Annotated in this window: 25 protein-coding genes; 9 read left to right on the forward strand and 16 right to left on the reverse strand. The window is 65.3% G+C overall.

Annotation, left to right across the window (positions count from 1 at the left end; all coding sequences use genetic code 11):
- Positions 1–61: 61 nt before the first annotated feature.
- From fabF to AB5K84_RS26720, 6 genes are all read right to left on the reverse strand, one after another.
- Positions 62–1,327: a beta-ketoacyl-ACP synthase II gene (gene fabF, locus AB5K84_RS26695; RefSeq protein ID WP_011086859.1), complete on the reverse strand. Its 1,266-nt coding sequence runs from the start codon at positions 1,325–1,327 to the stop codon at positions 62–64.
- Between the two features lie 109 nt (positions 1,328–1,436).
- Entirely contained in the window at positions 1,437–1,676 is a 240-nt protein-coding gene (locus tag AB5K84_RS26700) for an acyl carrier protein (RefSeq protein WP_008130699.1), read from the reverse strand.
- A gap of 311 nt (positions 1,677–1,987) precedes the next feature.
- Positions 1,988–2,725, reverse strand: coding sequence for a 3-oxoacyl-[acyl-carrier-protein] reductase (gene fabG / locus AB5K84_RS26705; protein WP_011086858.1), 738 nt, complete (start codon positions 2,723–2,725; stop codon positions 1,988–1,990).
- Positions 2,726–2,827: 102 nt separating this feature from the next.
- Complete coding sequence (fabD, locus tag AB5K84_RS26710) at positions 2,828–3,787, reverse strand: ACP S-malonyltransferase (RefSeq protein WP_011086857.1); 960 nt, start codon at positions 3,785–3,787, stop codon at positions 2,828–2,830.
- Between the two features lie 172 nt (positions 3,788–3,959).
- Entirely contained in the window at positions 3,960–4,985 is a 1,026-nt protein-coding gene (locus tag AB5K84_RS26715) for a fatty acid desaturase family protein (RefSeq protein ID WP_011086856.1), read from the reverse strand.
- Between the two features lie 3 nt (positions 4,986–4,988).
- Positions 4,989–5,696, reverse strand: coding sequence for a TetR/AcrR family transcriptional regulator C-terminal domain-containing protein (locus AB5K84_RS26720; protein ID WP_011086855.1), 708 nt, complete (start codon positions 5,694–5,696; stop codon positions 4,989–4,991).
- Positions 5,697–6,015: 319 nt separating this feature from the next.
- Between AB5K84_RS26720 and rpsF the strand changes: the two genes are divergently transcribed.
- The 4 genes from rpsF to rplI all read left to right on the forward strand — a co-directional run bounded on the left by rpsF (position 6,016) and on the right by rplI (position 8,523).
- Positions 6,016–6,516: a 30S ribosomal protein S6 gene (rpsF, locus tag AB5K84_RS26725; protein WP_011086854.1), complete on the forward strand. Its 501-nt coding sequence runs from the start codon at positions 6,016–6,018 to the stop codon at positions 6,514–6,516.
- A gap of 5 nt (positions 6,517–6,521) precedes the next feature.
- Complete coding sequence (rpsR, locus tag AB5K84_RS26730; protein WP_007592020.1) at positions 6,522–6,761, forward strand: 30S ribosomal protein S18; 240 nt, start codon at positions 6,522–6,524, stop codon at positions 6,759–6,761.
- A 128-nt stretch (positions 6,762–6,889) separates the two neighbouring features.
- Positions 6,890–7,867: a DUF2232 domain-containing protein gene (locus AB5K84_RS26735; RefSeq protein WP_011086853.1), complete on the forward strand. Its 978-nt coding sequence runs from the start codon at positions 6,890–6,892 to the stop codon at positions 7,865–7,867.
- Between the two features lie 50 nt (positions 7,868–7,917).
- Complete coding sequence (gene rplI, locus AB5K84_RS26740) at positions 7,918–8,523, forward strand: 50S ribosomal protein L9 (RefSeq protein ID WP_011086852.1); 606 nt, start codon at positions 7,918–7,920, stop codon at positions 8,521–8,523.
- Between the two features lie 117 nt (positions 8,524–8,640).
- On the opposite strand, the gene AB5K84_RS26745 is transcribed toward rplI, so the two are convergent.
- The 3 genes from AB5K84_RS26745 to AB5K84_RS26755 all read right to left on the reverse strand — a co-directional run bounded on the left by AB5K84_RS26745 (position 8,641) and on the right by AB5K84_RS26755 (position 10,803).
- A complete protein-coding gene (locus tag AB5K84_RS26745) occupies positions 8,641–9,108 on the reverse strand; it encodes a PaaI family thioesterase (protein ID WP_011086851.1) in 468 nt (155 codons plus the stop codon).
- 11 nt (positions 9,109–9,119) lie between these two features.
- Positions 9,120–9,716 (reverse strand): TetR/AcrR family transcriptional regulator, encoded by a 597-nt coding sequence (locus tag AB5K84_RS26750; protein WP_011086850.1) that lies wholly within the window; start codon positions 9,714–9,716, stop codon positions 9,120–9,122.
- Positions 9,717–9,825: 109 nt separating this feature from the next.
- Positions 9,826–10,803: a c-type cytochrome gene (locus AB5K84_RS26755; protein WP_063921447.1), complete on the reverse strand. Its 978-nt coding sequence runs from the start codon at positions 10,801–10,803 to the stop codon at positions 9,826–9,828.
- Positions 10,804–11,083: 280 nt separating this feature from the next.
- On the opposite strand from AB5K84_RS26755, the gene AB5K84_RS26760 reads away from it, so the two are divergent.
- Positions 11,084–12,334: an SAM-dependent methyltransferase gene (locus tag AB5K84_RS26760; protein WP_028171076.1), complete on the forward strand. Its 1,251-nt coding sequence runs from the start codon at positions 11,084–11,086 to the stop codon at positions 12,332–12,334.
- 3 nt (positions 12,335–12,337) lie between these two features.
- On the opposite strand, the gene AB5K84_RS26765 is transcribed toward AB5K84_RS26760, so the two are convergent.
- Entirely contained in the window at positions 12,338–12,544 is a 207-nt protein-coding gene (locus tag AB5K84_RS26765; protein WP_082756721.1) for a transcriptional regulator, read from the reverse strand.
- Between the two features lie 553 nt (positions 12,545–13,097).
- Between AB5K84_RS26765 and AB5K84_RS26770 the strand changes: the two genes are divergently transcribed.
- Positions 13,098–14,609, forward strand: coding sequence for a replicative DNA helicase (locus tag AB5K84_RS26770; protein WP_011086847.1), 1,512 nt, complete (start codon positions 13,098–13,100; stop codon positions 14,607–14,609).
- A 46-nt stretch (positions 14,610–14,655) separates the two neighbouring features.
- Positions 14,656–15,921 (forward strand): alanine racemase, encoded by a 1,266-nt coding sequence (gene alr, locus AB5K84_RS26775; protein WP_038967543.1) that lies wholly within the window; start codon positions 14,656–14,658, stop codon positions 15,919–15,921.
- A gap of 12 nt (positions 15,922–15,933) precedes the next feature.
- Here the strand turns inward: alr and AB5K84_RS26780 are convergent, their stop codons facing one another.
- The gene (locus AB5K84_RS26780; protein ID WP_028171072.1) at positions 15,934–16,152 is read right to left on the reverse strand and encodes a hypothetical protein; all 219 of its coding nucleotides are present in this window, start codon (positions 16,150–16,152) and stop codon (positions 15,934–15,936) included.
- Positions 16,153–16,192: 40 nt separating this feature from the next.
- Here AB5K84_RS26780 and AB5K84_RS26785 point away from each other — a divergent pair, with 40 nt between their 5' ends.
- Positions 16,193–16,963 carry an exodeoxyribonuclease III gene (locus tag AB5K84_RS26785; protein WP_011086845.1) on the forward strand — a complete coding sequence of 257 codons (771 nt, stop codon included), beginning with the start codon at positions 16,193–16,195 and terminating at the stop codon, positions 16,961–16,963.
- Between the two features lies 1 nt (position 16,964).
- On the opposite strand, the gene AB5K84_RS26790 is transcribed toward AB5K84_RS26785, so the two are convergent.
- From AB5K84_RS26790 to AB5K84_RS26800, 3 genes are all read right to left on the reverse strand, one after another.
- The gene (locus AB5K84_RS26790) at positions 16,965–17,783 is read right to left on the reverse strand and encodes a DUF4886 domain-containing protein (RefSeq protein WP_011086844.1); all 819 of its coding nucleotides are present in this window, start codon (positions 17,781–17,783) and stop codon (positions 16,965–16,967) included.
- Between the two features lie 84 nt (positions 17,784–17,867).
- Positions 17,868–18,236 (reverse strand): GFA family protein, encoded by a 369-nt coding sequence (locus AB5K84_RS26795; protein ID WP_038967545.1) that lies wholly within the window; start codon positions 18,234–18,236, stop codon positions 17,868–17,870.
- Between the two features lie 76 nt (positions 18,237–18,312).
- Positions 18,313–18,630 (reverse strand): hypothetical protein, encoded by a 318-nt coding sequence (locus AB5K84_RS26800; protein ID WP_011086842.1) that lies wholly within the window; start codon positions 18,628–18,630, stop codon positions 18,313–18,315.
- Between the two features lie 186 nt (positions 18,631–18,816).
- On the opposite strand from AB5K84_RS26800, the gene AB5K84_RS26805 reads away from it, so the two are divergent.
- Positions 18,817–19,542, forward strand: a complete 726-nt coding sequence (locus AB5K84_RS26805) for a sulfite exporter TauE/SafE family protein (protein ID WP_028171067.1) — start codon at positions 18,817–18,819, stop codon at positions 19,540–19,542.
- Between the two features lie 11 nt (positions 19,543–19,553).
- Here the strand turns inward: AB5K84_RS26805 and AB5K84_RS26810 are convergent, their stop codons facing one another.
- Positions 19,554–21,623, reverse strand: coding sequence for a putative bifunctional diguanylate cyclase/phosphodiesterase (locus tag AB5K84_RS26810; RefSeq protein ID WP_011086840.1), 2,070 nt, complete (start codon positions 21,621–21,623; stop codon positions 19,554–19,556).
- Positions 21,623–22,780: an ABC transporter substrate-binding protein gene (locus AB5K84_RS26815; RefSeq protein WP_038967546.1), complete on the reverse strand. Its 1,158-nt coding sequence runs from the start codon at positions 22,778–22,780 to the stop codon at positions 21,623–21,625. The genes AB5K84_RS26810 and AB5K84_RS26815 overlap by 1 nt, the downstream gene beginning before the upstream one ends.
- Between the last annotated feature and the right edge of the window lie 195 nt (positions 22,781–22,975).

The raw sequence follows: 22,975 nt of genomic DNA on the forward strand, positions 1-22,975 counted from the left end.
GCGCCCACTACCATGACTATCGCCGAATACGGCAAAACGGTGGATTCGTTTCAAACGCAAACTAATTGGCCAAACGGCGGACGATCACCGACGCATTGGTACCGCCAAAACCGAAAGAATTCGACAACGCGACGTTGACCTCTCGCTTCTTCGCCGTGTGCGGCACGAGATCGATCGTAGTTTCGACCGACGGATTGTCGAGGTTGATAGTCGGCGGCACGACATTATCGCGAATCGCGAGAATGGCGAAGATCGCCTCGATCGCACCGGCCGCGCCGAGCAGATGGCCGGTCGACGATTTGGTCGAGGACATCGCGACCTTGGAGGCGGCATTGCCGAGCAGACGCTCGACCGCGCCGAGCTCGATCTCGTCACCGAGCGGCGTCGAGGTGCCGTGCGCGTTGATGTAGTCGAGATCGGACGCCGTGAGGCCGGCGCGCTTGAGCGCGGCCTGCATGCTGCGGAAGCCGCCATCGCCGTCGGGCGACGGCGACGTGATGTGATAGGCGTCGCCCGACAGACCATAGCCGATCACCTCGGCATAGATCTTGGCGCCGCGTCGCCTCGCGTGCTCGAGTTCTTCCAGAACGAGGACGCCGGCGCCCTCGCCCATCACGAAGCCGTCGCGATCCTTGTCGTAGGGACGTGAGGCCTTCTCGGGTGTGTCGTTGAAACCGGTCGAGAGCGCGCGCGCGGCGTTGAAGCCGGCAATGCCGATGCGGCTGATCGGCGACTCAGCGCCGCCGGCGACCATCACGTCGGCATCGCCCAGCGCGATCAGGCGGGCGGCATCGCCGACCGCATGCGCGCCGGTCGAGCAGGCCGTGACCACCGAATGGTTCGGCCCCTTCAGCCCGTGCGCGATCGAGACGTAGCCGGAGGCGAGATTGATCAGGCGGCCCGGAATGAAGAACGGCGACACCCGGCGCGGTCCGCGCTCCTTCAGCAGGATGGCGGTTTCCGCGATGCCGTTAAGGCCGCCGATGCCGGACCCGATCATGGTGCCGGTCGCACACTTGTCCTCTTCGGTTTCGGGATGCCAGTTGGCATCGTCGAGCGCCTGGCCGGCTGCGGCCATGCCGAAGATGATGAAGTCGTCGACCTTGCGCTGGTCCTTCGGCTCCATCCACTTGTCGGGATTGAAGGTGTCGTTCGACCCGTCGCCGCGCACCACCGTGCAGGCGATCTTGGTCTGAAGATCGGAGACATCGAAGCTCTCGATCCTGCGCGCACCGCTTTCGCCGTTGAGGATGCGTTTCCAGGTCGGCTCGACGCCACAGCCGAGTGGCGAGACCATGCCGAGACCCGTGACGACAACCCGCCTCATATCCGCAAACTCCGCATCGAAAGATTCACGGCCAATAACAAGAAACCGGCTGACCGCTGCGAAGCGGCCCGTCCGGTTTCAATGTTGTCCCCGCGAAAATTGAAGAGCCTTAGCTCTTCGCGTTCTTCTCGAGAAACTTCGTGGCGTCGCCGACGGTGAGAATCGTCTCCGCGGCGTCGTCCGGAATCTCGCAACCGAATTCTTCTTCGAACGCCATCACCAGCTCGACGGTGTCCAGACTGTCGGCGCCGAGGTCGTCGATGAAGCTCGCAGCGTCGACAACCTTCTCGGGTTCAACACCAAGGTGTTCGACCACGATCTTCTTAACCCGCTCGCCAATGTCACTCATTGCATAACCTCGTGTTGTTCCCTGTAGACCCGACCCCCCGGGACGATACGAGCCGTCGTGGTCGTTGACTGCCTTCGCTTACGAACTTTGATTTGGCCCCATCCTAACCGATGCAGGGCCCGGCGAACGACGGCCAAGGCTCCGCATCGCCAATATACAGGGTTTCAAAAACCTGCAATGGCGTTCTTTGCCCATCCGTTGAAGGTCCGGTTACCATACTTCAACTGCCTTGACTACAAGCCTCATTTCGCATCGGAAACGGCCGTTTGCCGCATCCCGCACCGCCATGTGGGCGGCACGGAACGAGGACTTCAGATCATGGCCATGCCGCCGTTGACATGGATGGTTTGCCCGGTGACGTAGGCCGCTTCGTTTGAACTCAGGTAGACGGCGGCCGCCGCGATGTCCTCGGGCGTCCCCAGCCGGGCGGCCGGAACCTTGGTCAGAATCGTCTCGCGCTGCTTGTCATTGAGCGCGTCCGTCATCGGCGTCTTGATGAAGCCGGGCGCGATGCAGTTGGCGGTGACGCCGCGCTTGGCGTATTCGGCACCCAGCGTCTTGATCATGCCGATCAAGCCTGCCTTCGACGCCGTGTAGTTGCCCTGCCCGGGATTGCCGGTGACGCCGACCACCGAGGTGATGGCGATGATGCGGCCGAAGCGCTTGCGCATCATCAATTTGGTGGCGGCGCGCGCCAGGCGGAAGGTCGAGGTCAAATTGACGTTGATGACCTCGTCCCAGTCCTCGTCGCGGAGCTGGACGAAGAGATTGTCGCGCGTGATGCCGGCATTGGCGACGAGGATGTCGACCTGGCCCATCGCGGCTTCCGCCGCAGGCACCAGCGCCTCGACCTCGTCGGCCTTGGAGAGATTGCAGGGCAGCACGAAGGTGCGCTCGCCGAGCTTGCCGGCAAGCTCATCCAGCACTTCCTTCCGCGTTCCTGATATCGCGACCGTGGCGCCCTGCGCGTGCAGCGCCTGCGCGATTGCGCCGCCGATACCGCCGGTCGCGCCGGTGACGAGCGCCTTTTTGCCAGTCAGATCGAACATGGATAACTCCTTCAAAGCACGATCCGGAAACGTGCGCAGCGGTTTTCCGGCAAGATCGTGCGCAAACTAAAGAACCAAAGCGCGATGACGATTCATCGCGCTTCAGGCCTGCTTCGCAGCGGCCAGCGCATCCTTGGCGGCCGCTATGTCGTTCGGTCCGCCCACCGCGACACCGACGGCGCCGTCGGCGATACGCTTGACGAGACCCGTCAGCACCTTGCCGGCACCGATCTCGAAGAAACGGGTAACGCCCTGCCCGGCCATATAGGCAACCGACTCGCGCCAGCGCACCGTTCCGGTGACTTGCTCGACCAGACGGCGGCGGATCTCGTCGGGATCGGTGATGGCGGTTGCCAGCACGTTCGACACCAGCGGAGCTGCCGGAGCCTTGATCGTGACCTTGGCCAGCGCCTCCGCCATCGCGTCGGCAGCCGGCTGCATCAGCTTGCAATGGAACGGTGCGGACACCGGCAGCAGCATCGCGCGCTTGGCGCCCTTGGTCTTGGCGATCTCGACGGCGCGATCGACCGCTGCCTTGTCGCCGGAGACGACCACCTGCCCGCCGCCATTGTCGTTGGCGGCCTGGCAGACCTGCCCCTGAGCCGCCTCATTGGCGACCTCCATGGCGGCCTCGTAATCGAGGCCCAGCAGAGCGGCCATCGCACCGGCGCCGACCGGCACGGCTTTTTGCATTGCGAGACCGCGGGTGCGAAGCAGCCGCGCGGTATCGGAAACCGTCAGGCTGCCGGCCGCGGCCAGCCCCGAATATTCACCAAGCGAGTGGCCGGCGACAAAGGCCGCGTCCCGCCCCACGGAAAAACCGGCTTCAGCCTCAAGCACCCGCAGGGTCGCAACAGAAACGGCCATCAGCGCCGGCTGGGCGTTTTCGGTGAGCTGGAGGGTTTCGGCCGGGCCATCCCAGATGGTGGCCGTCAGCTTCTCCCCAAGCGCTGCATCGACCTCGTCGAACACGGCGCGCGCCACCGGGAAGGCGTCGGCCAACGCCTTGCCCATGCCAACCGCCTGGGACCCCTGCCCCGGAAATGTGAATGCTGCCGTCATCGGCGCTCCCTGCTTGTCGAGCACGATCCCTGCGAGAACCGGCAGCCGAATACGCGCGGCCTTGGGCCATGGTTCCGGATCGTGCCTCAAAGGGGGCCGTAGACACCGTCCGGGCCTGCAATGTCAAGCCAAGATGGGAACGTCGACCGGCATTCAACTGGGGATGCGCCCCTTAAAAACCACCCGCCTTCTGATCCGCGCCGACCTCGGCGCCAGCCCGCGCGCGGCGCGCGCTGCTGACCAATTGCCCCGGCCGGTCGTCGCGGTTCGGCTTGGCGGTGGCGAGCCGCAGCACGGCGCCGTAGTTCGGCTGCACTTCCATGCGGCCGGCATGACGACTCTCGCTCAGCAGGCGATGGACCTTGGGCAGATTGTAGCAGGGCACGTAGAACAAGAGATGATGCTCGAGGTGATAGTTCACGTAATACGGCGCGATGAACAGGCGCTCGAGAAAATTGGCATGCGTGGTGCGGGTGTTGCGCAGGGGATCGCTGCTGTCGGGGACGACGGCATGCTCGGCGATGTTGCGGATGCGGGTGATGACCATCATCCAGGTGAGCAGCGGCACCAGCCATAGCAGCGGGTAAGCCCACCACACACCGGCCGCCGCAAGCCCTGCAAACAGGATGGCGTTGAAAACGCATTGCGGGCCAAGCTTCTCCCAGAAATGCGCCGCGCGCTGCCGCCACGGCCAGTCCTGCGGGCCGAGTGCGTTGAGCAGCTGCGCCTTGCGCTGCTGGTAGCCGGTCTGCCCGGTGATGTCGCGAATGAACTTGCGGCGATAGCTCAGCTGCGTGATCGGAAATGGCGCCGACAGCACGAGATCGGGATCGTCCTCCTGCTGGGTGCGCGCGTGGTGCTGCAAGTGATAGCGGCGATAGGCGCGCGTCTCGGCAAAAACGGGATAGGCGCAGAACCACTGGCTCAGCGTCAAATTGGTGTTCTCATCGGCGGAGAGACAACCATGCGCGCCGTCGTGCATAAGGATCGACAGGCCCAGTTGGCGCGAGCCGATGACGGCGACAGCGAAAATGTACGTCAGCGGATTGGGCCACCATGCGACGAGGGCGATGGCACCGGCAATCAGCGCCCAGGCATGCGCGATCAGTGCGACACCCTTCCACGTTACGCGCTGGCGCACGTCGACGAGCTGATCCTCGGTCAGGAAATCGCGGGCACGCATGCGAAGTGCGGTCATGGCCTAGCTCTCCTCATCCGAAGTGGTCGATGCGTCGCGGTCGTCGACGAGGCGCAGGCGCGCGGCGTCGCCGGCAGATTTCGCCTGCTCGCCCAGCACGCGCAGCATCTCGGCGCAGAGCTCATCCGGCGAGCGCCCCATGGCATAGCCTTCGAGGATGACGCCGATGGCGACGGCCCAGAACCGCCGCGAGCTCTCGTCGGGCGCGCGCAGGGAACGCCAGCCGTGGCGCTCGACCTGGCTCGCATAGGCGCGTGCGCCCTCGGCGTGCAGACGCTCGATGGTGCGCTCGACCAGCGGCGCGAGATCCGGGCGACGCCGCGTCAACGTCAACGCCTCGGCGAAGAAGGCGACCGAATCGCTCGCCGTCACCGTCTCGGCCAGCGCGTGGGTGTAGTCCCGCGGCGTGCGCGCCTTCAGCGCAGCCTGCTCGGTCGCGCGGGCGACGTACAGGAGCTCGCGGCAGGCGCATTCGACGAACAGCGCCTCCTTGGTGCGGAAATAGTAGGTGATCTGGCTCGGAAATGCGTCCGCGGCGGCCGCGATGTCGGTGATCGAGGCGCCCGACAATCCCCGCTCCCGGAACAGCGGGCTGGCCGCATCCAGCAGCAACGAGCGCATTTTGCGACCGGCCGAGCGTGTGGCGCGCGCCGCATGCTTGGGGTCGCCGGCGGCCGGCTCGGATGGGGCGCGGGCAGATTTGTCTGCCATGGGATCCTCCCGTTGATTTATTTGTATGCTATACAAACAAATAAATCAAGCCGAAGGGCCCCCAGCCCGGGCGCCAGAGGCGAAACCTGGCCCTCCAAACTTGCAAAGCCGGCCAAAATCCGTATAAGGCGCGCATCCGCAGACCCCGGCCGGGAGCTGAACGGACGGTCTCAACAAATCATTCGTGATTTTGGTGTGGCAGGGCCAGTCGGCCCGTCGTCCCGTGTTTCCGCCTTCTGAGCTTAATCCCAGAGTCCTTTCCGAAGGCCTCTTAAGGGCTTGACGCCGGGCGATGCGCCAACATGAGGAAAGGACTTCCATGGCTCTCTATGAGCATGTTTTTCTCGCGCGCCAAGACGCGAGCCCGCAGCAGGTCGAAGAGCTGACTGCGCAGATGACCGGTATCGTCGAGGGTCTCGGCGGCAAGGTCACCAAGACCGAGAACTGGGGCGTTCGCTCCCTCACCTACCGCATGAACAAGAACCGCAAGGCGCACTTCGTGCTGCTCAACATCGACGCGCCGTCCGCGGCGATCGCCGAGATCGAGCGCCAGGAGCGCATCAGCGAAGACGTGATCCGCTATCTCAGCGTCCGCGTCGAGGAGCTCGAGGAAGGCCCGTCCGCGATGATGCGCAAGGCTGATCGCGATCGCGAACGTGACGATCGTGGCGGCGGCTTCCGCGGCGAGCGTGAAGGCGGCTTCCGTGGCGACCGCGAGGGTGGTTTCCGTGGCGGCGATCGTGACGGTGGTGGCTTCCGCGGTGATCGCGGCCCGCGCCGTCCGCGCGAAGAAGCTGAAACCGCGACGGATGGGGAGTAAGATCAATGGCTGAAGCTGGTGCACGCCGTCCGTTTTTCCGTCGTCGCAAGAGCTGCCCGTTCACGGGCGCCAATGCTCCGAAGATCGACTACAAGGACTCCAAGCTGCTGATGCGTTACGTCTCCGAGCGCGGCAAGATCGTGCCGAGCCGCATCACCGCGGTGTCCGCGAAGAAGCAACGTGAGCTCGCCCGCGCCATCAAGCGCGCGCGCTTCCTGGGCCTGCTGCCCTACGTCATTCGCTAAGACGAATTCGGCCGGCGGCGACATCGCCGCCGGCCGCACTCTCGAAGTTTCATAAGGCTTCCGGGTCGTCCGGTCGCCGATGGTTGGGGCGAGATGCCTCTAACCGCTCGGAAGGAGCGGGACAGCTGATGATGGCCTTTGGACTGATAGCCCTGATCGCCGGCGCTGCGTCGGCCCTGATGTTCGCCTCGATCGTTTCGGGCGCGCTGATCTCGCTCGTCCTGTTCTATCTCGCACCACTGCCGCTGATGGTCGCCGCGATCGGCTGGGGACCGCTTTGCGCGAGCCTTGGCGGCATCGCCGCTGCGATCGGCCTCGGCGCCCTGTTCGGCCTACCCTACTGCATCGCTTTCGCCGTCACCGTCGCGCTGCCGGCCTGGTGGCTCGGCCATCTCGTCCTGCTCAGCCGGCAGGTTGGACCTGTCACGCCGGACGCCGCGACCGAGCCGGCGGCAGGGCCTGAGCTCGAGTGGTACCCGGTCGGCCGTATCCTGCTGTGGATCGCCGGCTTCGCCGCGCTGACCACGATCGCCGCCCTGCTCACGCTCGGCACCGACGCCGACACCATCATCGGCACGCTGCGGCGCGGCCTGATGCGCATCCTCCGCGCCACCGATCCGCAAGCTTCCGGCGAAGCCGACCAGTTCGTCGACGCACTGGTGCGCATCGCGCCGGCCGCCGCCACCATCGTCGCCATGATGACGCTGACCCTCAACCTCTGGCTCAGCGCCAGGGTGACGGCGACGTCGGGCCGGCTGCGCCGCCCCTGGCCGGATCTGATGACGGCCGAGCTGCCGCCGATGACGCTCGTGGCGCTCTGCATCGCGCTCGCCTTCTGCTTCACCGGCGGGCTGCTGGCGATCGTCGCGCAAATCACCACGGCGGCGCTGATGATGGGCTATGCGCTGACCGGCTTTGCCGTGCTGCATACGCTGACGCTCGCGCTGAAGAGCCGCACGTTCTGGCTCGGCTCGACCTACGCCGTCGTCGTCGTGTTCGGATGGCCTGTCATCGCGATGGTGATCCTGGGCCTTGCGGACGCCGTGTTCGGCTTCCGCGAGCGCTTCCTGCGCAGCCGCCAGCCGCCGCCGCTCCCGACCCCTTAAGTCCACCCCTGAAACCCAGAACTCACAGAGCACTTCAAAGGAGAACGAATATGGAAGTCATTTTGCTGGAACGCGTGAACAAGCTCGGCCAGATGGGCGAAGTCGTGAAGGTTCGCGACGGCTACGCCCGTAATTTCCTGCTCAAGCGCGGCAAGGCGCTGCGCGCCACCGCCGACAACCGCGCCAAGTACGACGGCATGAAGGCCGACCTCGAGGCCCGCAACCTCGCGTCCAAGGCCGAGGCGTCCAAGGTCGCCGAGAAGATCCAGGGCAAGAACATCATCGTGATCCGCCAGGCCTCGGAAGCCGGCCAGCTGTTCGGCTCGGTCAACGTGCGTGACATCGTCGTCGCGTTCGAAGCCGACGGCATCTCGCTCGCTCGCCCGCAGATCCAGCTCGACGCACCGATCAAGACCATCGGCAAGCACACCATCACCGTCGCCGTTCACCCCGAGGTCGAGGTCGAGATCACCGTCACGGTTGCGCGCAGCCAGGACGAGGCCGAGCGCATCAACCGCGGCGAGGACATCTCGACCCGCAACGAGGACCGCGATGCGGCCGCCGAGGCGATCGCCGCCGCCGGCGAGTTCTTCGATCCGGAAGCCCAGCACGACGACGTCGAGCCGGCCCCGGCTGCGGAAGAGACCGAGAAGTAACTCCAACGTCGTCATTCCTGGATGGTCCGAAGGACCAGACCCGGAATCTCGAGATTCCGGGTCCAGCGCCGATGTGCTGTCCCGGAATGACGAAGACAAATCAAAAGCCCGGTCGCTTCAAGCGGCCGGGCTTTTCGTTTTGGCGGCGACGTCCTCGCTCAGCATCGCGATCGAAGCGAGCGCCGTTGCCGTGTGCTTCTCGACTCCGTCGCTGACACAGAACACGTCGGCCGCCACCACCGAGACCTGACGTCCCGGCTTGATCACCCTTGCCCGGCAGATCAGCTTCTCGCCGACAGCGGGCGACAACAAATTGAGCTTGTATTCCGCCGTCAGCGCCGGCTGGCCGCGCGAAGTGGCGGCCGCGATCGTCGTGGCGTTGTCGACCAAAAAGGCGGTGACGCCGCCGTGGAAAAAGCCGTGCTGCTGGAGCAGCTCCGGCCGGCGCTCCACCGCGATCGTGCAGGTGCCGCGCGACAATTCCGAGAGCTCGGCACCGACGAGGTTCATAAAGCCTTGGCGGCCGACATTGGCGTGGATGCGCTCGGCTACGGCCGCAAATTCCGGATCTGCTTCGGCTCGCATGACATCTCTCCCTATTGCTTGTTGATGCGATCGGGCGGCCGCAGCGCGCGGATGGCGCAGGCGACCAGCGTGTCGGCTTCGCTCCGCGGATCGGCACGATCGCGACCCGACAGGAAGGCGCGGCAGAAGATCTGCGCCGGGCCGATGAGCTGGCTGATGAACGTCACCGGCGTCATCGGCAGGAGCTCGCCGCCGGCAACCAGAGGCGCGCGCCAGCGTTCGATGCCTTCGGCAAGGCGCGCATTCTGTGCGCGCTGGGCGTCGCGGACGTCCTCGCCCCATTCGCTGCGCGAGATCTCGAAGAGATAGCGGGCCTCGCGCCGGCTCGAGACGACCCAGTCGAGATGCGCCCGGATCAGGCGATCGATGCCCTGTTCGGCATCAGGCACGGGATCGAGCGCGGCCAGCACCGCGGCGTGATAATGCCGCAGCACCTCCAGGAACAGCGCGCCGGCCAGCTCCTTCTTCGACCCGAAGGCATGAAAGAAGCTGCCGTTGGAGGCGCGCGCCTTGGCGCGGATCGCAGCCACCGTCGCAGCTTCGAAGCCGACGCGGTCGAACACGAACAGCCCCGCCGCCAACAGGTCGTCACGCACGCTCGTCGTCATCGCGCCTCCTAGAGTACCACTCTAGAGTACTGCTCCAATCGCGGTCAAGACGATGCGAAGGCCGCGGCGAGCGCGACCTTCGCAACTTGATCTGAGAATGCGGGTTGGCTTAGCGCGAAATCGGCGGTGCTGGCGGTCCCGATGACTCCGTCGGCGGCGGGGCCGCAGCGGTCGTGGGCGGCGCCGGCTCCTGCGGCTTGACCGCCGGCTCGGAGCTTGCGGCAGGCGCGGGAGCCGCCTCTTCCGCCGCCTTGGGCGCGGCCGGCTCGGCGGGCTTCGTGGCGGCCGCCGGCGGGGCCGGCGTCACCTGCGGCACCGGATCGGGCCGCAGCGCCGGAGCTTCGCTGCCGCGCGGCTCGACCCTGGCGCTCTCCGGCTTCGGCTCGGCGGGTTTCTCCGAGGCCTTGGCGCTGTCGGGCTTGGCTTCGTCGCGACCGGGCTCGACCTTGGCGGTGTCGGGCTTGGGCTCGCTCTTCCTGTCGTCAGCGGCCGGCGCGGCGGCATCGACCTTCGGCGCCTCTTCGGTTTCGGGCTTGCCGCGCTTGCTGAGACGCTTGGCCTTGCGGCCCTCCGGCGTGGCTTGCCCCTCGGGCTTCGCGCCTTCCTTTACCCCCTCCTCGCTCGGCCGCGCCGCGCGCTTCTGGCGCGCGCCCTCGGCGGCTGGAGCGGCGGTTTCGCCTTCCGGCTTGGCGGCCTCCTGGGAGCGCTGGCGACGGCCCTGATGCTCGGGCGACTGCGCAGGATTGGTGCTCGCTTCCTTGTCCTTGGCGCCGTCCTTCTTGTCCTTGCCGTCTTTGGCCTGGTAGCGGGTGTCGGTGGCGCCGTTCGAAACGAGGTAGGAGGCCAGCACGCCGGCCATGTCGGAGCTGGTCGTGTAGTGCTGACGCAGGAAACCCGGGAGCGAGCCCGGCGCGACAGTCTTCAGCAGCCCCCTCGGGCTCTTGTGGCAGGCACTGCAGGTCTGCGCGAAGAGCTGGGATGGGGCCTTGCCGGCCTCGAGGTTCGTCGCCTGTGCCAGAACGGCATCGGCCGCACCGAAGCCGATCAGAAGCACTACCGTCGCGAGGCTGAGCGCTCGGCTCGACATTCCCATCATCTCCGTTGAATTTCCGCGAATGCAGCCGGCATCCCGGCGCGGCGGCGGTCACCTTTTACCGGATTGAGCCGCGAATGGAAGCAGGGTCCGCGCGCAAGGATGTGATTAAGCGCTTTTGGAATATCGGCATTGAATACAGCGCAATAGCGGGAGCGGAATACCCTCCCTAGATTTAGATGCAAACGCATAGGAACCTGAGCGGGACCTGAGCGTCTGATGTGAAAGCCGGGTTGGTCGCATCTCTTCGGGTTCGCTCGAGAGGAAGGTGTCGATGGACCGTTTGTTGCGTCAATTCCTGTCTCAATTCATTCGCCGCGGGTCGATGACGGTGACCACGGCGAAGGGGTCGAAGTTCACCGTCGGCGACGGCTCAGGCGAACCGATCGCAGTCCGTTTCGTGACTGCGGACGCGGAACGGAAGATCCTCATCAATCCCGAGCTCGGGCTTGGCGAGGCCTATATGGATGGCGAGTTCGTCGTCGAGCGCGGCACCATAGCTGATGCCCTCGCGATCCTGCTCGATCAACCCGACCTGTTGCCGCAGTGGGCAAAACCCTGGTGGCACCTGCGCTATCTGACGCGGCATCTGAAGCAGTTCAATCCGCGCGCGCGCTCGCGTCGCAATGTCGCGCATCACTACGATCTCGACGCCCGGCTCTATTCCCTCTTCCTCGACGCCGACAAGCAATATAGCTGCGCCTATTTCGAGACGCCGGAGAGCACCCTCGACGACGCGCAGCTCGCCAAGAAGCGCCACATCGCCGCAAAGCTTCGCGTCAAGGGCGGCGAGCGCGTGCTCGACATCGGCTCGGGCTGGGGCGGCCTCGGGCTCTATCTCGCCGAGACCGCAGGCGCCGACGTCACCGGCATCACGCTGTCGTCAGAGCAGTTGCAGCTCGCCAATGCGCGCGCGGCCGAAAAGGGCCTGACCCGATCGGCCAAATTCCTGCTCCAGGACTATCGCGACATTGACGGGCCGTTCGACCGGATCGTCTCGGTCGGCATGTTGGAGCATGTCGGCGTCAGGTTCTACGACGCCTACTTCCAGCGCTGCGCCGAACTCCTGAACGAGGACGGCGTCATGATGCTGCACTCGATCGGCCGTTCACAGGGCCCGGATTCGACCAATCCCTGGATCGCCAAGTACATCTTCCCGGGCGGTTACATCCCCGCTCTGTCCGAAGTGCTGCCGGCGATCGAGCGTGCTGGTCTCCTGGTCTGCGACATCGAGATCCTGCGGCTGCATTACGCCGAGACGCTGAAGGCCTGGCGGGAGCGCTTCATGGCGCGGCGCGAGGAGGCCGTGCAGCTTTACGACGAGCGCTTCGCCCTGATGTGGGAATTTTATCTGGCGGCCAGCGAGATGACGTTCCGCAAGCAGCACATGATGAACTTCCAGATCCAGCTCACCAAGCGTCAGGGCGTGGTGCCAATCACCCGTGACTACGTCGCGCACGAAGAAGCCCGCCTCCGGGCCATCGAGGGCGGCGCCAAGCCACGGCTGAAGCTGGCCGGTGAATAGAGGCTAGTGGCGCGAGGTTGAAATCGGAGAAGAGCGGAAAGACGCCGTTAACGCCAACTGCGCCCGCAGTTCCGCCAGGATCTCGGGCGCGACCGGCTGGCGGCGGACTTCGGGGCGCTCGGCATGCTGCATGGCCGCGATCAGCCCGGACAGCCAGAGCCGGCTGCCTGCCTCGCTTCGCCATATCCCGTGCTGCCGTTCTGGCCGCATCGCTTGCCTCGTCCCCCTGATGGCGGGTTACCGGGGACAATCCCCTGTCCGCCCGTCCGTTCCGGCTCTACCCCCGAAAGAATCCGGGGAGATGTGATCTGCTTCACATAAGTCTGGTCGGGCCTGGCTTAGACCGTCGCCATGAGCAAAGAGACCCAAACCTCATTCGACGTGCAGGACGACCTCCGCACCGATTACGCCCTGATCGCTACCGGCGTCGGGGCGGCCCTGGTTGCACTGGTCTACCTCCTGCTGGTCTGAGCCCGAGCCGAAAGCGGCCAGCGCGCGTCATTTCGCGCGCTCTTCATACGTCTGCACCCCAATCCATTAGGTTCACTGTTTCAGTATTTTTCCGCGGCACAGTCGCGGCCGCTTCCAGGCCGGGGGGAGTTCCGCAAAAATCCGTCAAGCGCGGCGCATGCTGCGGCTGCTAATCATCCACCATTTTAACTGAGCGGTTGATAGCGGCGAGCTTTTGCTTCCGCTTTGGGCGCAGGCGGCGCTTTATCCCGGCCCCGCATCCGCCCAAGAAAATTGCTAAGCACGTCCGACCATGGCCCTGACTGATTCGAACGTTCTCAAACTCGCGCCTGACGCAGGAACTCCGACCTATCGGAGCGCGCCGCACAATATCGAGGCGGAACAGAGCCTTCTGGGCGCCATCCTGGTCAACAACGATGCCTTCTACCGCGTCTCCGACTTCCTGGAGGCGAAGCATTTCTTCGAGCCGCTGCACCAGACCATCTTCGACACCGCCGGCAGCCTGATCCGGATGGGCAAGATCGCCACGCCCGTCACGCTGAAGACGTTCCTGCCCGCCGATACCGACGTCGGGGGCATGACCATCGGGCAATATCTGGCGCGCCTCGCTGCCGAAGCGACCACCATCATCAACGCCCAGGACTACGGCCGCACCGTCTACGACCTGTCGCTCAGGCGCGACCTGATCGGCATCGGCGAGGACATGGTCAATGTCGCCTATGACGCCCCGGTCGATTTCCAGCCGCGCGCGCAGATCGAGGACGCCGAGCGAAAGCTGTACGAACTCGCCGAGTCCGGGCGCTATGACGGCGGCTTCCAGAAATTCTCGCAGGCGTTGGCGGTCGCGGTCGATCTCGCGGCAAAGGCGTTCCAGCGCGACGGAAAGCTGTCGGGCATCTCGACGGGTATGCGCGACCTCGACACCAAGATGGGCGGCCTGCAGCACTCCGATCTCATCATCGTCGCGGGACGTCCCGGCATGGGCAAGACGTCACTGGCGACCAACATCGCCTACAATGTCGCACGCGCCTACGTTCCGGAACTCCAGGCCGACGGCACCACGAAGGCCGCCAATGGCGGCGTAATCGGCTTCTTCTCCTGCGAAATGTCGGCCGACCAGCTCGCCACGCGTATCGTGGCCGAGCGCACCGGCGTTCCCTCCTCCCACATCCGCCGCGGCGGCATCTCGGAAGCCGATTTCGAGAAGATCCGGGAGGTCTCGATCGAGCTGCAATCGCTTCCTTTCTATGTCGACGCGACTGGAGGCCTGTCGATCGCGCAGCTGATGGCGCGCGCGCGCCGCCTGAAGCGTCAGAAGGGCCTCGACCTGCTCGTGATCGACTACATCCAGCTGCTGTCCGGCTCGGGCAAGCGCGCCAGCGACAGCCGCGTGCAGGAAATCACTGAGATCACGACCAGCCTGAAGGCGCTCGCCAAGGAGCTCAACGTTCCCGTGATCGCGCTGTCCCAGCTCTCACGCCAGGTCGAATCCCGCGACGACAAGCGGCCGCAGCTCTCCGACTTGCGTGAATCCGGATCGATCGAGCAGGACGCCGACGTCGTCCTATTCGTGTACCGCGAGGAATATTACCTCGCGATGAAGGAGCCCCGCCCGGGCACGCCTGAACACGAGAAGTGGCAGCTTGACATGAGTCTTGCGCACGGAAAAGCCGAGGTCATCATCGGCAAGCAGCGCCACGGCCCGACAGGCACCGTCGATCTGGCGTTCGAAGCCTCCGTCACGCGGTTCGGTGACCTCGCGCCCGACAGCCAGATGCCGGCTCGCAACAGCAACGACTACTGAGTTCCTTGAACCAGACCTGCCTCTTGCGTAAAACGGCGCCATGACAATGGCGTCCGACCCGAAAATGAACCCGCAATCCGGCCTTCTCTCAGCGGAGGCCAACCATGCCGCCGCGCTCGCTGCCTTCGGCGGCGTGCTCACCGTCGACCTCGACGCCATCATTGCCAACTGGCGCAAGCTCGAGAAGACGGCGGTGCCGGCCGAATGCGCGGCGGTGATCAAGGCCGATGCCTATGGCTGCGGCGCCGCGCAGGTCGCGCGTGCCCTCCACAAGGCCGGCTGCAAGACCTTCTTCGTCGCCACCATCGAGGAGGCGCGCAAGGTGCGCGCCGCCGTACCGGAGCCGACCATCTACGTGCTCGGCGGCTATTTCCAGAACACCGGCGAGCACTACGCCCAGATCAATTGCCGTCCGGTGATCGGCGATCTCAACGAGCTCGCCGAATGGGACGTGTTCTGCCGCCGCACCGGCTGGAACGGAGGCGCCGCTGTTCACATCGACACCGGCATGAACCGGCTCGGGCTGACGCTTGCGGAAGCACAGGCCATCATCCCCCGCATCAATGCCGGCGACCACGGCATCACGCTGGTGATGAGCCATCTGGTCTCGGCCGAGCAGCTCAACAGCCCCGTCAATGCCAAACAGCTCGCTTCCTTCCGCGGCATCGCCAGCGAATTCTCCGGCGTGCCGGCGGCGCTCGCCAATTCGTCCGGAATCTTCCTCGGGGCGCCGTTCCAGTTCGACCTGGTGCGGCCGGGCGCCGCGCTCTACGGCGTCAACCCGACGCCGGAGGCCGATAATCCGATGCAGCCGGTGGTCGACCTCAAGGCGCGCATCGTGCAGATTCGCAATGTCGAGCGCGGCGAGAGCGTCGGCTATGGCGGCACCTGGACCGCGCGCCGGCCGACCAAGCTTGCAATCATCGCGGTCGGCTATGCCGACGGCTATTTCCGCGCCGCCAGTTCAAACGACGGCACGCGCGGCGCAGAGGTGATCGTTGCCGGCAAACGCTGCCCGGTTGCAGGCCGCGTCTCCATGGACCTGATCGCGATCGACATCACCGATCTGCCGCCGAACGCGGCACGGCGCGGCCACCTGGTGACGCTGATCGGCGAAGGCATCACCGTCGACGAGCTCGCGCATCATTTCGGCACGATCGGCTATGAGGTGCTGACCAGCCTCGGCCACCGCTATGCCCGCGTCTACAAGGGCGGCAATGTGGTGGAGCCGCTGGCAAAGCCGGCAGCCGAGCAGCCGTCCTCTCCGCCGCCGGTCGAGCAGCCGGCGAGCCCGCCGCCGCTGCCGAGCTAAGCCGTCAGCCGCCTACTTCTTCTTCCTGTTGTCCAGCGCCGCCTTGCAGGTCGCGCTGAGCTGGTCGCGCTTGCCGTTGAGGCAGGCGACGATGCCGCCGCCCGGCGCAATGCCGGCACAGAACTTGTCGTAATCCGCCTTGCACGCGCCGCGTGGATCGGACGATTGTGCCGAAGCCGCTCCGGAGATCGCGGCCACGACGACGAGAGCAGCAAAGTTCAACTTGGACATTGTATCTCCGGTGACGGAAGGCAGGAGCCGCTAGCTCTACATGAAGATCGCGACATTCAACATCAACAACATCAACCGCCGCCTGCCCAATCTGCTGGCATGGATGCGCGCGGCAAAGCCAGATGTCGTCGCGCTCCAGGAATTGAAGGCAAGTGATGGCGAATTTCCGGCGGCAGCCATCGAAAAGGCCGGCTACGGCGCAGTATGGCGTGGACAAAAAACCTGGAACGGCGTTGCCATCCTCGCCCGCGATGCCGAGCCCATTCTCACCCGCGACCGCCTGCCCGGCGGCAGCGACGATCACGAGGCGCGCTACATCGAGGCCGCCGTGCGCGGCATCATCGTCACCAGCATCTACCTGCCCAACGGCAACCCCCAGCCGGGGCCGAAATTCGACTACAAGCTTGACTGGTTCGCGCGCCTGAAGCGCCACGCCAAGACCTTCATCAAGCAGGATCTGCCCGTGGTGCTCGCCGGCGACTACAACGTGGCGCCGACGGCGATCGACATTTATCCGACGAGGTCCTGGGACAAGGATGCGCTGATCCAGCCGAAGAGCCGCGCGGCATTTGCCTCGCTCGTCGCGCAAGGCTGGGGCGACGCGATCCGCGAGCTTCATCCGGACAAGCGCATCTACACTTTCTGGGACTATAAGCGGAACCGCTGGCCGCGCGATGCCGGCCTGCGGCTCGATCATCTGCTGCTCAGCCCTGCCCTTATTTCACGCCTGGCCAAGGCCGGCGTCGACAAGAAGGTGCGCGGCGAGGACGGCGCAAGCGATCACGCGCCGGCCTGGATCGTCCTGCGCTAGATCAGAGCCCGTAATACTCCTGCACCGTGTCCCACGCCGCCTTTTGCAACAGTTGCGCCGTCTCCGGATCCAGCCCTATCGTGTAGGAATTGCCGACCGGCGTGCGACCTGTCAGCGCGGCGAGCGTCGTGCAGGCCGCCAGATACGTGCCGGCCGGACTCGGATGCCGCTTGTCCGGCGCATAGAGATTGAGCTCGGGCTGAAGCTTGCGGACGCGCGCAAACGCAAGACCCGCGGGAATGACGAGCGCATCATTGGCATTGCCGGCGAGCGTATAGGCCTCGGCCAGTCCTTCCGTCATCTCCGGCTTGTCGGCGTAGGCCCAGGACATGAACAGCACCGGCCGCATGTCGTGGGCGCGGACGATCTCGCTGTCCTTCTTCGCGAAGGCGACGAAGGCGTCTTTCAATTGCGGATGGATTGGGCACTGGCTGCAATCCATCATCACAACCGCTTCGAACTGCCTGCCGGGCTTGTTGAAGACCACGACGTTCTGCTCGTCGAAGGAGTAGGCGCCGATGCCGCCCGGCCGCAGCAGATTGTCCATGTCGTGCCAGTCGAGGCCGGAGCCGCCGATCGTGACCATGGTGTTGCGATACGCCGCCTTGTTGGCCGCATCCGCAGCCCGCTCCATGAAGGAGAGATGCCAGGGCATGCCGTTGTTGTAATAGAAGAAGCTGTTCCCGACGAACAGCGCCGCCTTGGGGAAGTCAGGTCCGAGCGTCGTGACCTTCGGCCTGGTCTGCGCCTGCGCCGCGTTGAAGCTGACTACAACTCCCAGACACATTGCGAGCATCGCTCGCGTCAAAAGACGCATCATGGGTTTCCTCGCCTTTTCTTCTCACCGAGGCCGGAAACAGATCAGCTTTCTCCGCCAGCCTCAAGAGGACGGGAGGCGGCATCCTCACCACAAATTCTTGCCGTCGATCATGTTCACCGGTACCGCGTCGAGGTCGAAATCGTCGAACAGGCGCGCGTTCACCGCGACCTTGGGGTTGTCGAAGTCAGGCTTGCCGGTCGACCAGTCCGGCGACTCCGAATAGGTGCCGCAGCCGCAGCTCGCACAGAAATGGTGTTTGACGGTGCGGCTGCCCCAGAGATAGGTCGTGACGTTTTCCGGCGGCGACAGCAGACGAAACTGCGCCGGCTTGTAATAGGCCCACAGCGAGCCGCGCTTGGCGCAGAGCGAACAGGTGCAGCGCGTCACGCTGGAGGGCGCCTCCGTCACCTCGAACACCGTTTCACCGCAATGACAGCTCGCCTCGATCGACATGACCACCTCTCCGTTTTGTCAGGAGATGGTCGTAGCCGGCCCCTGCTGCCAACATGCTGTCAGCAGCGCAATTCCCTCATGGAGTCTCGTTCACGGAGAGGCGCCTGGCATTCGCGGCCACATGCTCACGATAGCGCCGGACGATGGCGGCCGGCGTTGCCCCCGCAAGCAGGCCCGCGGCGGCCTCGAAGGCTGCAGCGATCTTCTCGCTCACCATCAGCACGGCCTCCTGCCCGGCGGCCTCATCGCCCTGGCTGAGCTTCTCGCAGCGCAGCCGCACCACTTTACTCGCTTCGACCGCGAGCATCGCGCCGGCGTACCAGGGAAAACCGTTGTCGGACCCGCTGAGCACGGCATGGCGGTCGAGCGCGGAGAAGGAATGGTGATCCGGCATCGCGGACCTCAAATTCTCTAGGCGAGCGCTCCGATCAATACGCTTCAAATTCTAAGGACCAGGCCGCCGAGCGGGTCGGATTGGCGGTTCCTGCGACACCGCCGATTAACCAAGAGGCGATGTCGATGCGGCTGGGCACGGTTGCCGGCCACGGGCTACATTCGTCCGATTCCCGGAGCCCCGCCCTTGGCCTTCCTCTTCGTCCTCACCGTCGGCCTCGTCGCCGGCACCATCTCAGGCATCGTCGGCACCGGCTCGTCGATCATGCTGATGCCGGTGCTGGTCTACGCCTATGGGCCGAAGGAAGCCGTGCCGATCATGGCGGTCGCCTCCGTCATGGCGAATTTCTCGCGGATCCTGGCCTGGTGGCGCGAGGTCGACTGGCGGGCCTGCGCGGCCTATTCGGTGACGGGTGTTCCGGCCGCAGCGCTTGGCGCGCGCACGCTGCTCGCGCTCCCCTCCCACACCGTCGATCTTGCCATCGGCATCTTCCTGATCGCAATGGTGCCGGTCCGGCACTGGCTGGCGCGGCACGACCTCAAGGCCAATCTCTGGCATCTTGCGATCGGCGGCGCCGTCATCGGCTATCTCACCGGCATCGTGGTCTCGACCGGGCCGCTCAGCGTGCCGCTGTTCCTGTTCTACGGCCTCTCCAAGGGCGCATTCCTCGCCACCGAGGCGGCCGCCTCGCTCGGCCTCTACTTCGCGAAGTCCGTGACCTTCGAGCGCTTCGGCGCACTGACGAGCGATGTGTTCATCAAAGGTCTGATCGCAGGATCGTCATTGATGGCCGGCGCCTTCATCGCAAAGCGTTTCGTGCTGCATCTGAAGCCCGAGATGTTCCGCCTGCTGATGGACGCGATCATGATCGCAGCCGGGCTCTCGATGTTCTGGAACGCGACACAGCCGTAGCCGCACAGCGCTCAGGCGGCAAATTCGGGCGCGATCGACGGGCTGTCGGTGACGACGCGGCTCCCAGCCGCCTGTCCCTCGAGCCATTGCAGCACGGCCGCGAGCGGTTGCGGCCGATGATAGTGATAACCCTGCCCGAGCATCACACCCATCTCGCGCATGGCGTCAGCTTGCTCGGGCCGCTCGATGCCTTCCGCGACAAGCGTCAGCCCCAGCGTGCCGGCGAGCGAGGCGATGACGCCAACGATCGCCTTGTCTTCCGCGCTGTCCGGAATCTCGCTGATGAAGGCCTTGTCGATCTTGACCTTGTCGAGTGGGAAACGCCTGAGATGGGCGAGCGAGCTGTAGCCCGTGCCGAAATCGTCGAGCGCGATGGTGGCGCCGAGGCGCCGCAGGCGGTGCAACGTCTCGGACGCGCTGGCGATGTTGTTGATCAGCGAACCCTCGGTGATCTCGAGCTCGAGCGACGATGCCGCGACGCCGAAGCGCTGGCAGGTCTCGCGCAGCTCGGCGGCAAGCGAATGGTCGGCGAGCTCGGACGGCGGCAGGTTGATCGCGATCCGGATATCCGGCCTGCCGGCGGCAGCCAGATGTCGCAGCGCGCGGCAGGCATCGGTCAGCACATAGCGCGTCAGCCGTGCATTGTTGCCGCTGCGCTCGATCAGTGACAGGAATTCGCCGGGACCGATCACGCCATATTCAGGGTGGCGCCAACGAATGAGCGCCTCCAGGCCGACGACGCCCTGGCTGTCGAGGTCGACCTGGCTTTGATACCAGACCTCGAACTGGCCCTCGGCGAAGCCTGTGGGAATGGCAAGCTCGAGCTCCCTGCGACGGCGGTAGTCGCGCTGGAGCGCCTCGTTCAGCACCGCGACGGTGCCGGGCGCCTTGGTCTTGGCATGGTAGAGCGCGATGTCGGCGAGCGCCGGCAGGTGCGATAGCTCGGGATCGTCGGCGCGGCGCACGGCAAGACCGATGCTGGCCCGCGGCACGACCTGCTTGTCGTGAAGCCGGATCGGCTCGGAAATCGCGGCCAGCAGATGGCGCGCGAAGGCCTGCGCGGTCGCTTCGTTGCTGACTTCGGGGCGGATCACGACGAATTCGTCGCCGCCGAGCCGCGCCACCCAATCCTGCGGCTCGACCGCCTCGCGGAGACGCCCGGAAATGTGGACCAGGAACTTGTCGCCGGCATCATGACCGAAAGTGTCGTTGATGCCCTTGAAGTCGTCCAGATCGATGAAGCAGAAGGCGATCAGGGAATCCGGCGAGCCTGCATCGCCGCTCAAGGTCACCAGGCGCTCGGACAGCGAGCGCCGATTGGGCAGGCTCGTAAGCGGGTCGTGCGACGCCATGTGCCCGAGCCGGTCGAGCGCACCTGACGTCGTGTGCTGCATCGCGTTGAAGGCGTGCGCGAGCTGGCCGAATTCGTTCGACGATGTGATGTCCGCCGGATAGGCGCGACCATCCCGCTTGCTGCGCTGGATCGCCGACATGATTGCGTCAAGCGGCTTGCCGATGAAGATGTTCGCCGATATCCGCATTGCGACCACGGTCGCAAGCGTTGCGAGCAGGCCAACGATCAGCAGCCGCATCAGACGGCTGCCCGTGTCGGCGTAGACTGTCGCGTAGGAATAGGCGATCGCGATGCGGCCGGCCTGCACGGCCATGTTGCCGTTGCTGTAGTTGATCGGACGCGACACCTCCGCGACCGCCTGCCCGGAGGGGCGCGCCACCACGCGGGCGATTGCAGCGCCGGTGTCGTCATAGACGGCCGCCGCCGCGATGGTCTCGTCGTGCATGATCTCATTGAGCACGTTCGTGACCTGGTCGTAACGCATCTTCCAGAGCGGCTCGGCGATCAGCTCGGCGCGGCTCTCGGCCGTGCGGGCAATGCGCGCGTCGAGCTGCCTGATCTGCGACCAGAAGCTGGATGCCTCGACGCCGGCGGAGGCGAGCAACTGCACCACCAGCAGCACCGGCACGGTGGCCCAGATCATCGCGCGGACCACCGAGCGCGAGCGCGACGGCGCCGCCGCTTGCTGCTTGCGATCCGGATCGGTCATGTCGTCACCGTTCCGCATCAGTCAGCGATGCCTTCCGGCAGCGTCAGCGAAGAAATCAGCGCATCGACGGAGAAATCGTACTGGCCGCAGCGCCCTGCCCTCGCCCTGAAACGCGCGAAATCGATCCGATCGAAGGCGCGCGTCTTGATGAGGTCTCCGACCGCAGCGAGATTGTCGCGGGTGATCGCGGATGTCTTGGCCTCGACGCGGGGCGATGTGGCCGCGAAATCGCAGCCATCGGCGTAGTCGCGGAGCAGGACGATCGACCAGCCGCCGAGCAGGAAGTGGCCGCCGTCGGTCAGGAGCAGACGGCCGGCCCTGATCTCGCGCAGTGCATCCTCCGACCAGTTGAGGCCGACCACCTGAATATTCCGACCGGGCATGAGGCCGGCAGCGGTCGCCGCGCGAAGCGCGCCGAGCGCCATCGGATCGTTTCCGGCCCAGATGCCGGCGGGCCGAATCTCCTTGCGCGCGGCCCAGCTCAGATAATTCGCCGTGACCTGCTCGGCCTCCGACTGCGTCCAGTTGGCGAACAGCATCCGGTCCACCACCACGTCGGGCGCGGCCGCCACCGCAAGCTGGAGCCCGGCGTTGCGCGCGATCGAGGCGGGCGTGATCTCGTCGCCACCGATGCCGAGAATGTGGATCTTGCCGTCCGGGCTCTGCCATTTCTCGGCACGCGCCGCGCTGATCAGCGCATTCGCCATCCGCGCGCCCGCGGTCTGAAGATCGGTCGTGATGTCGCCGAGCCAGGTCTTGAGCGTCTGGCGCGGCGGTCCGAGCCGCGCCGCATCCTCGCCGATCAGCGTGTTCGAGAGCAGCAGTGTCTTGACGCCCGCGACCTCGGCCGCTTCCAGGATCGGAACGGCGGCGGATTCCTCGTTCGAGAGAATGAGGAAGTCGGGCTTGTCGGGACGTGCCACGACGCCGAACCCCAGTTCCTGCATGGTGCGGTAGTTGCGCTCGCTGGTCAGCACCTCGACATGCGCATCAAGCTTGCGGCCGGCGGCCTGCATGGTCTGCGCGACCATGTCCCAATAGACCTCGCCGGTCTTGCCGGGATTCACGAAGACGATGTTGAGGGATTTGGCGTCAGCCGCGACGACACGGCCGGCAGGCGCCAGGACGCCGCAGGCCATGCCCACGGCGAGCAATATCCGCAAAAATATCGTCATTGGTCTCGTCACCCCGTACTGGTTCCGAAACTGGACCGTCGTCCGCTAACATTTGGCAAAGCCCGGTGCGGCGCTGGGGCCTAGAACTAACAAAGGGTGTACTGGTTGCGTTGAATTGCGATATTGGGCGCGCGGGCGATCGGCCTCGCGGCCCGCCATTCCGTGCTATCAGCTGACATCAAGACCCCCGACTCA

The sequence above is a fragment of the Bradyrhizobium sp. 1200_D9_N1_1 genome (genome assembly GCF_052075915.1).
In the GTDB taxonomy this organism is placed as follows: Bacteria; Pseudomonadota; Alphaproteobacteria; order Rhizobiales; family Xanthobacteraceae; genus Bradyrhizobium; species Bradyrhizobium diazoefficiens.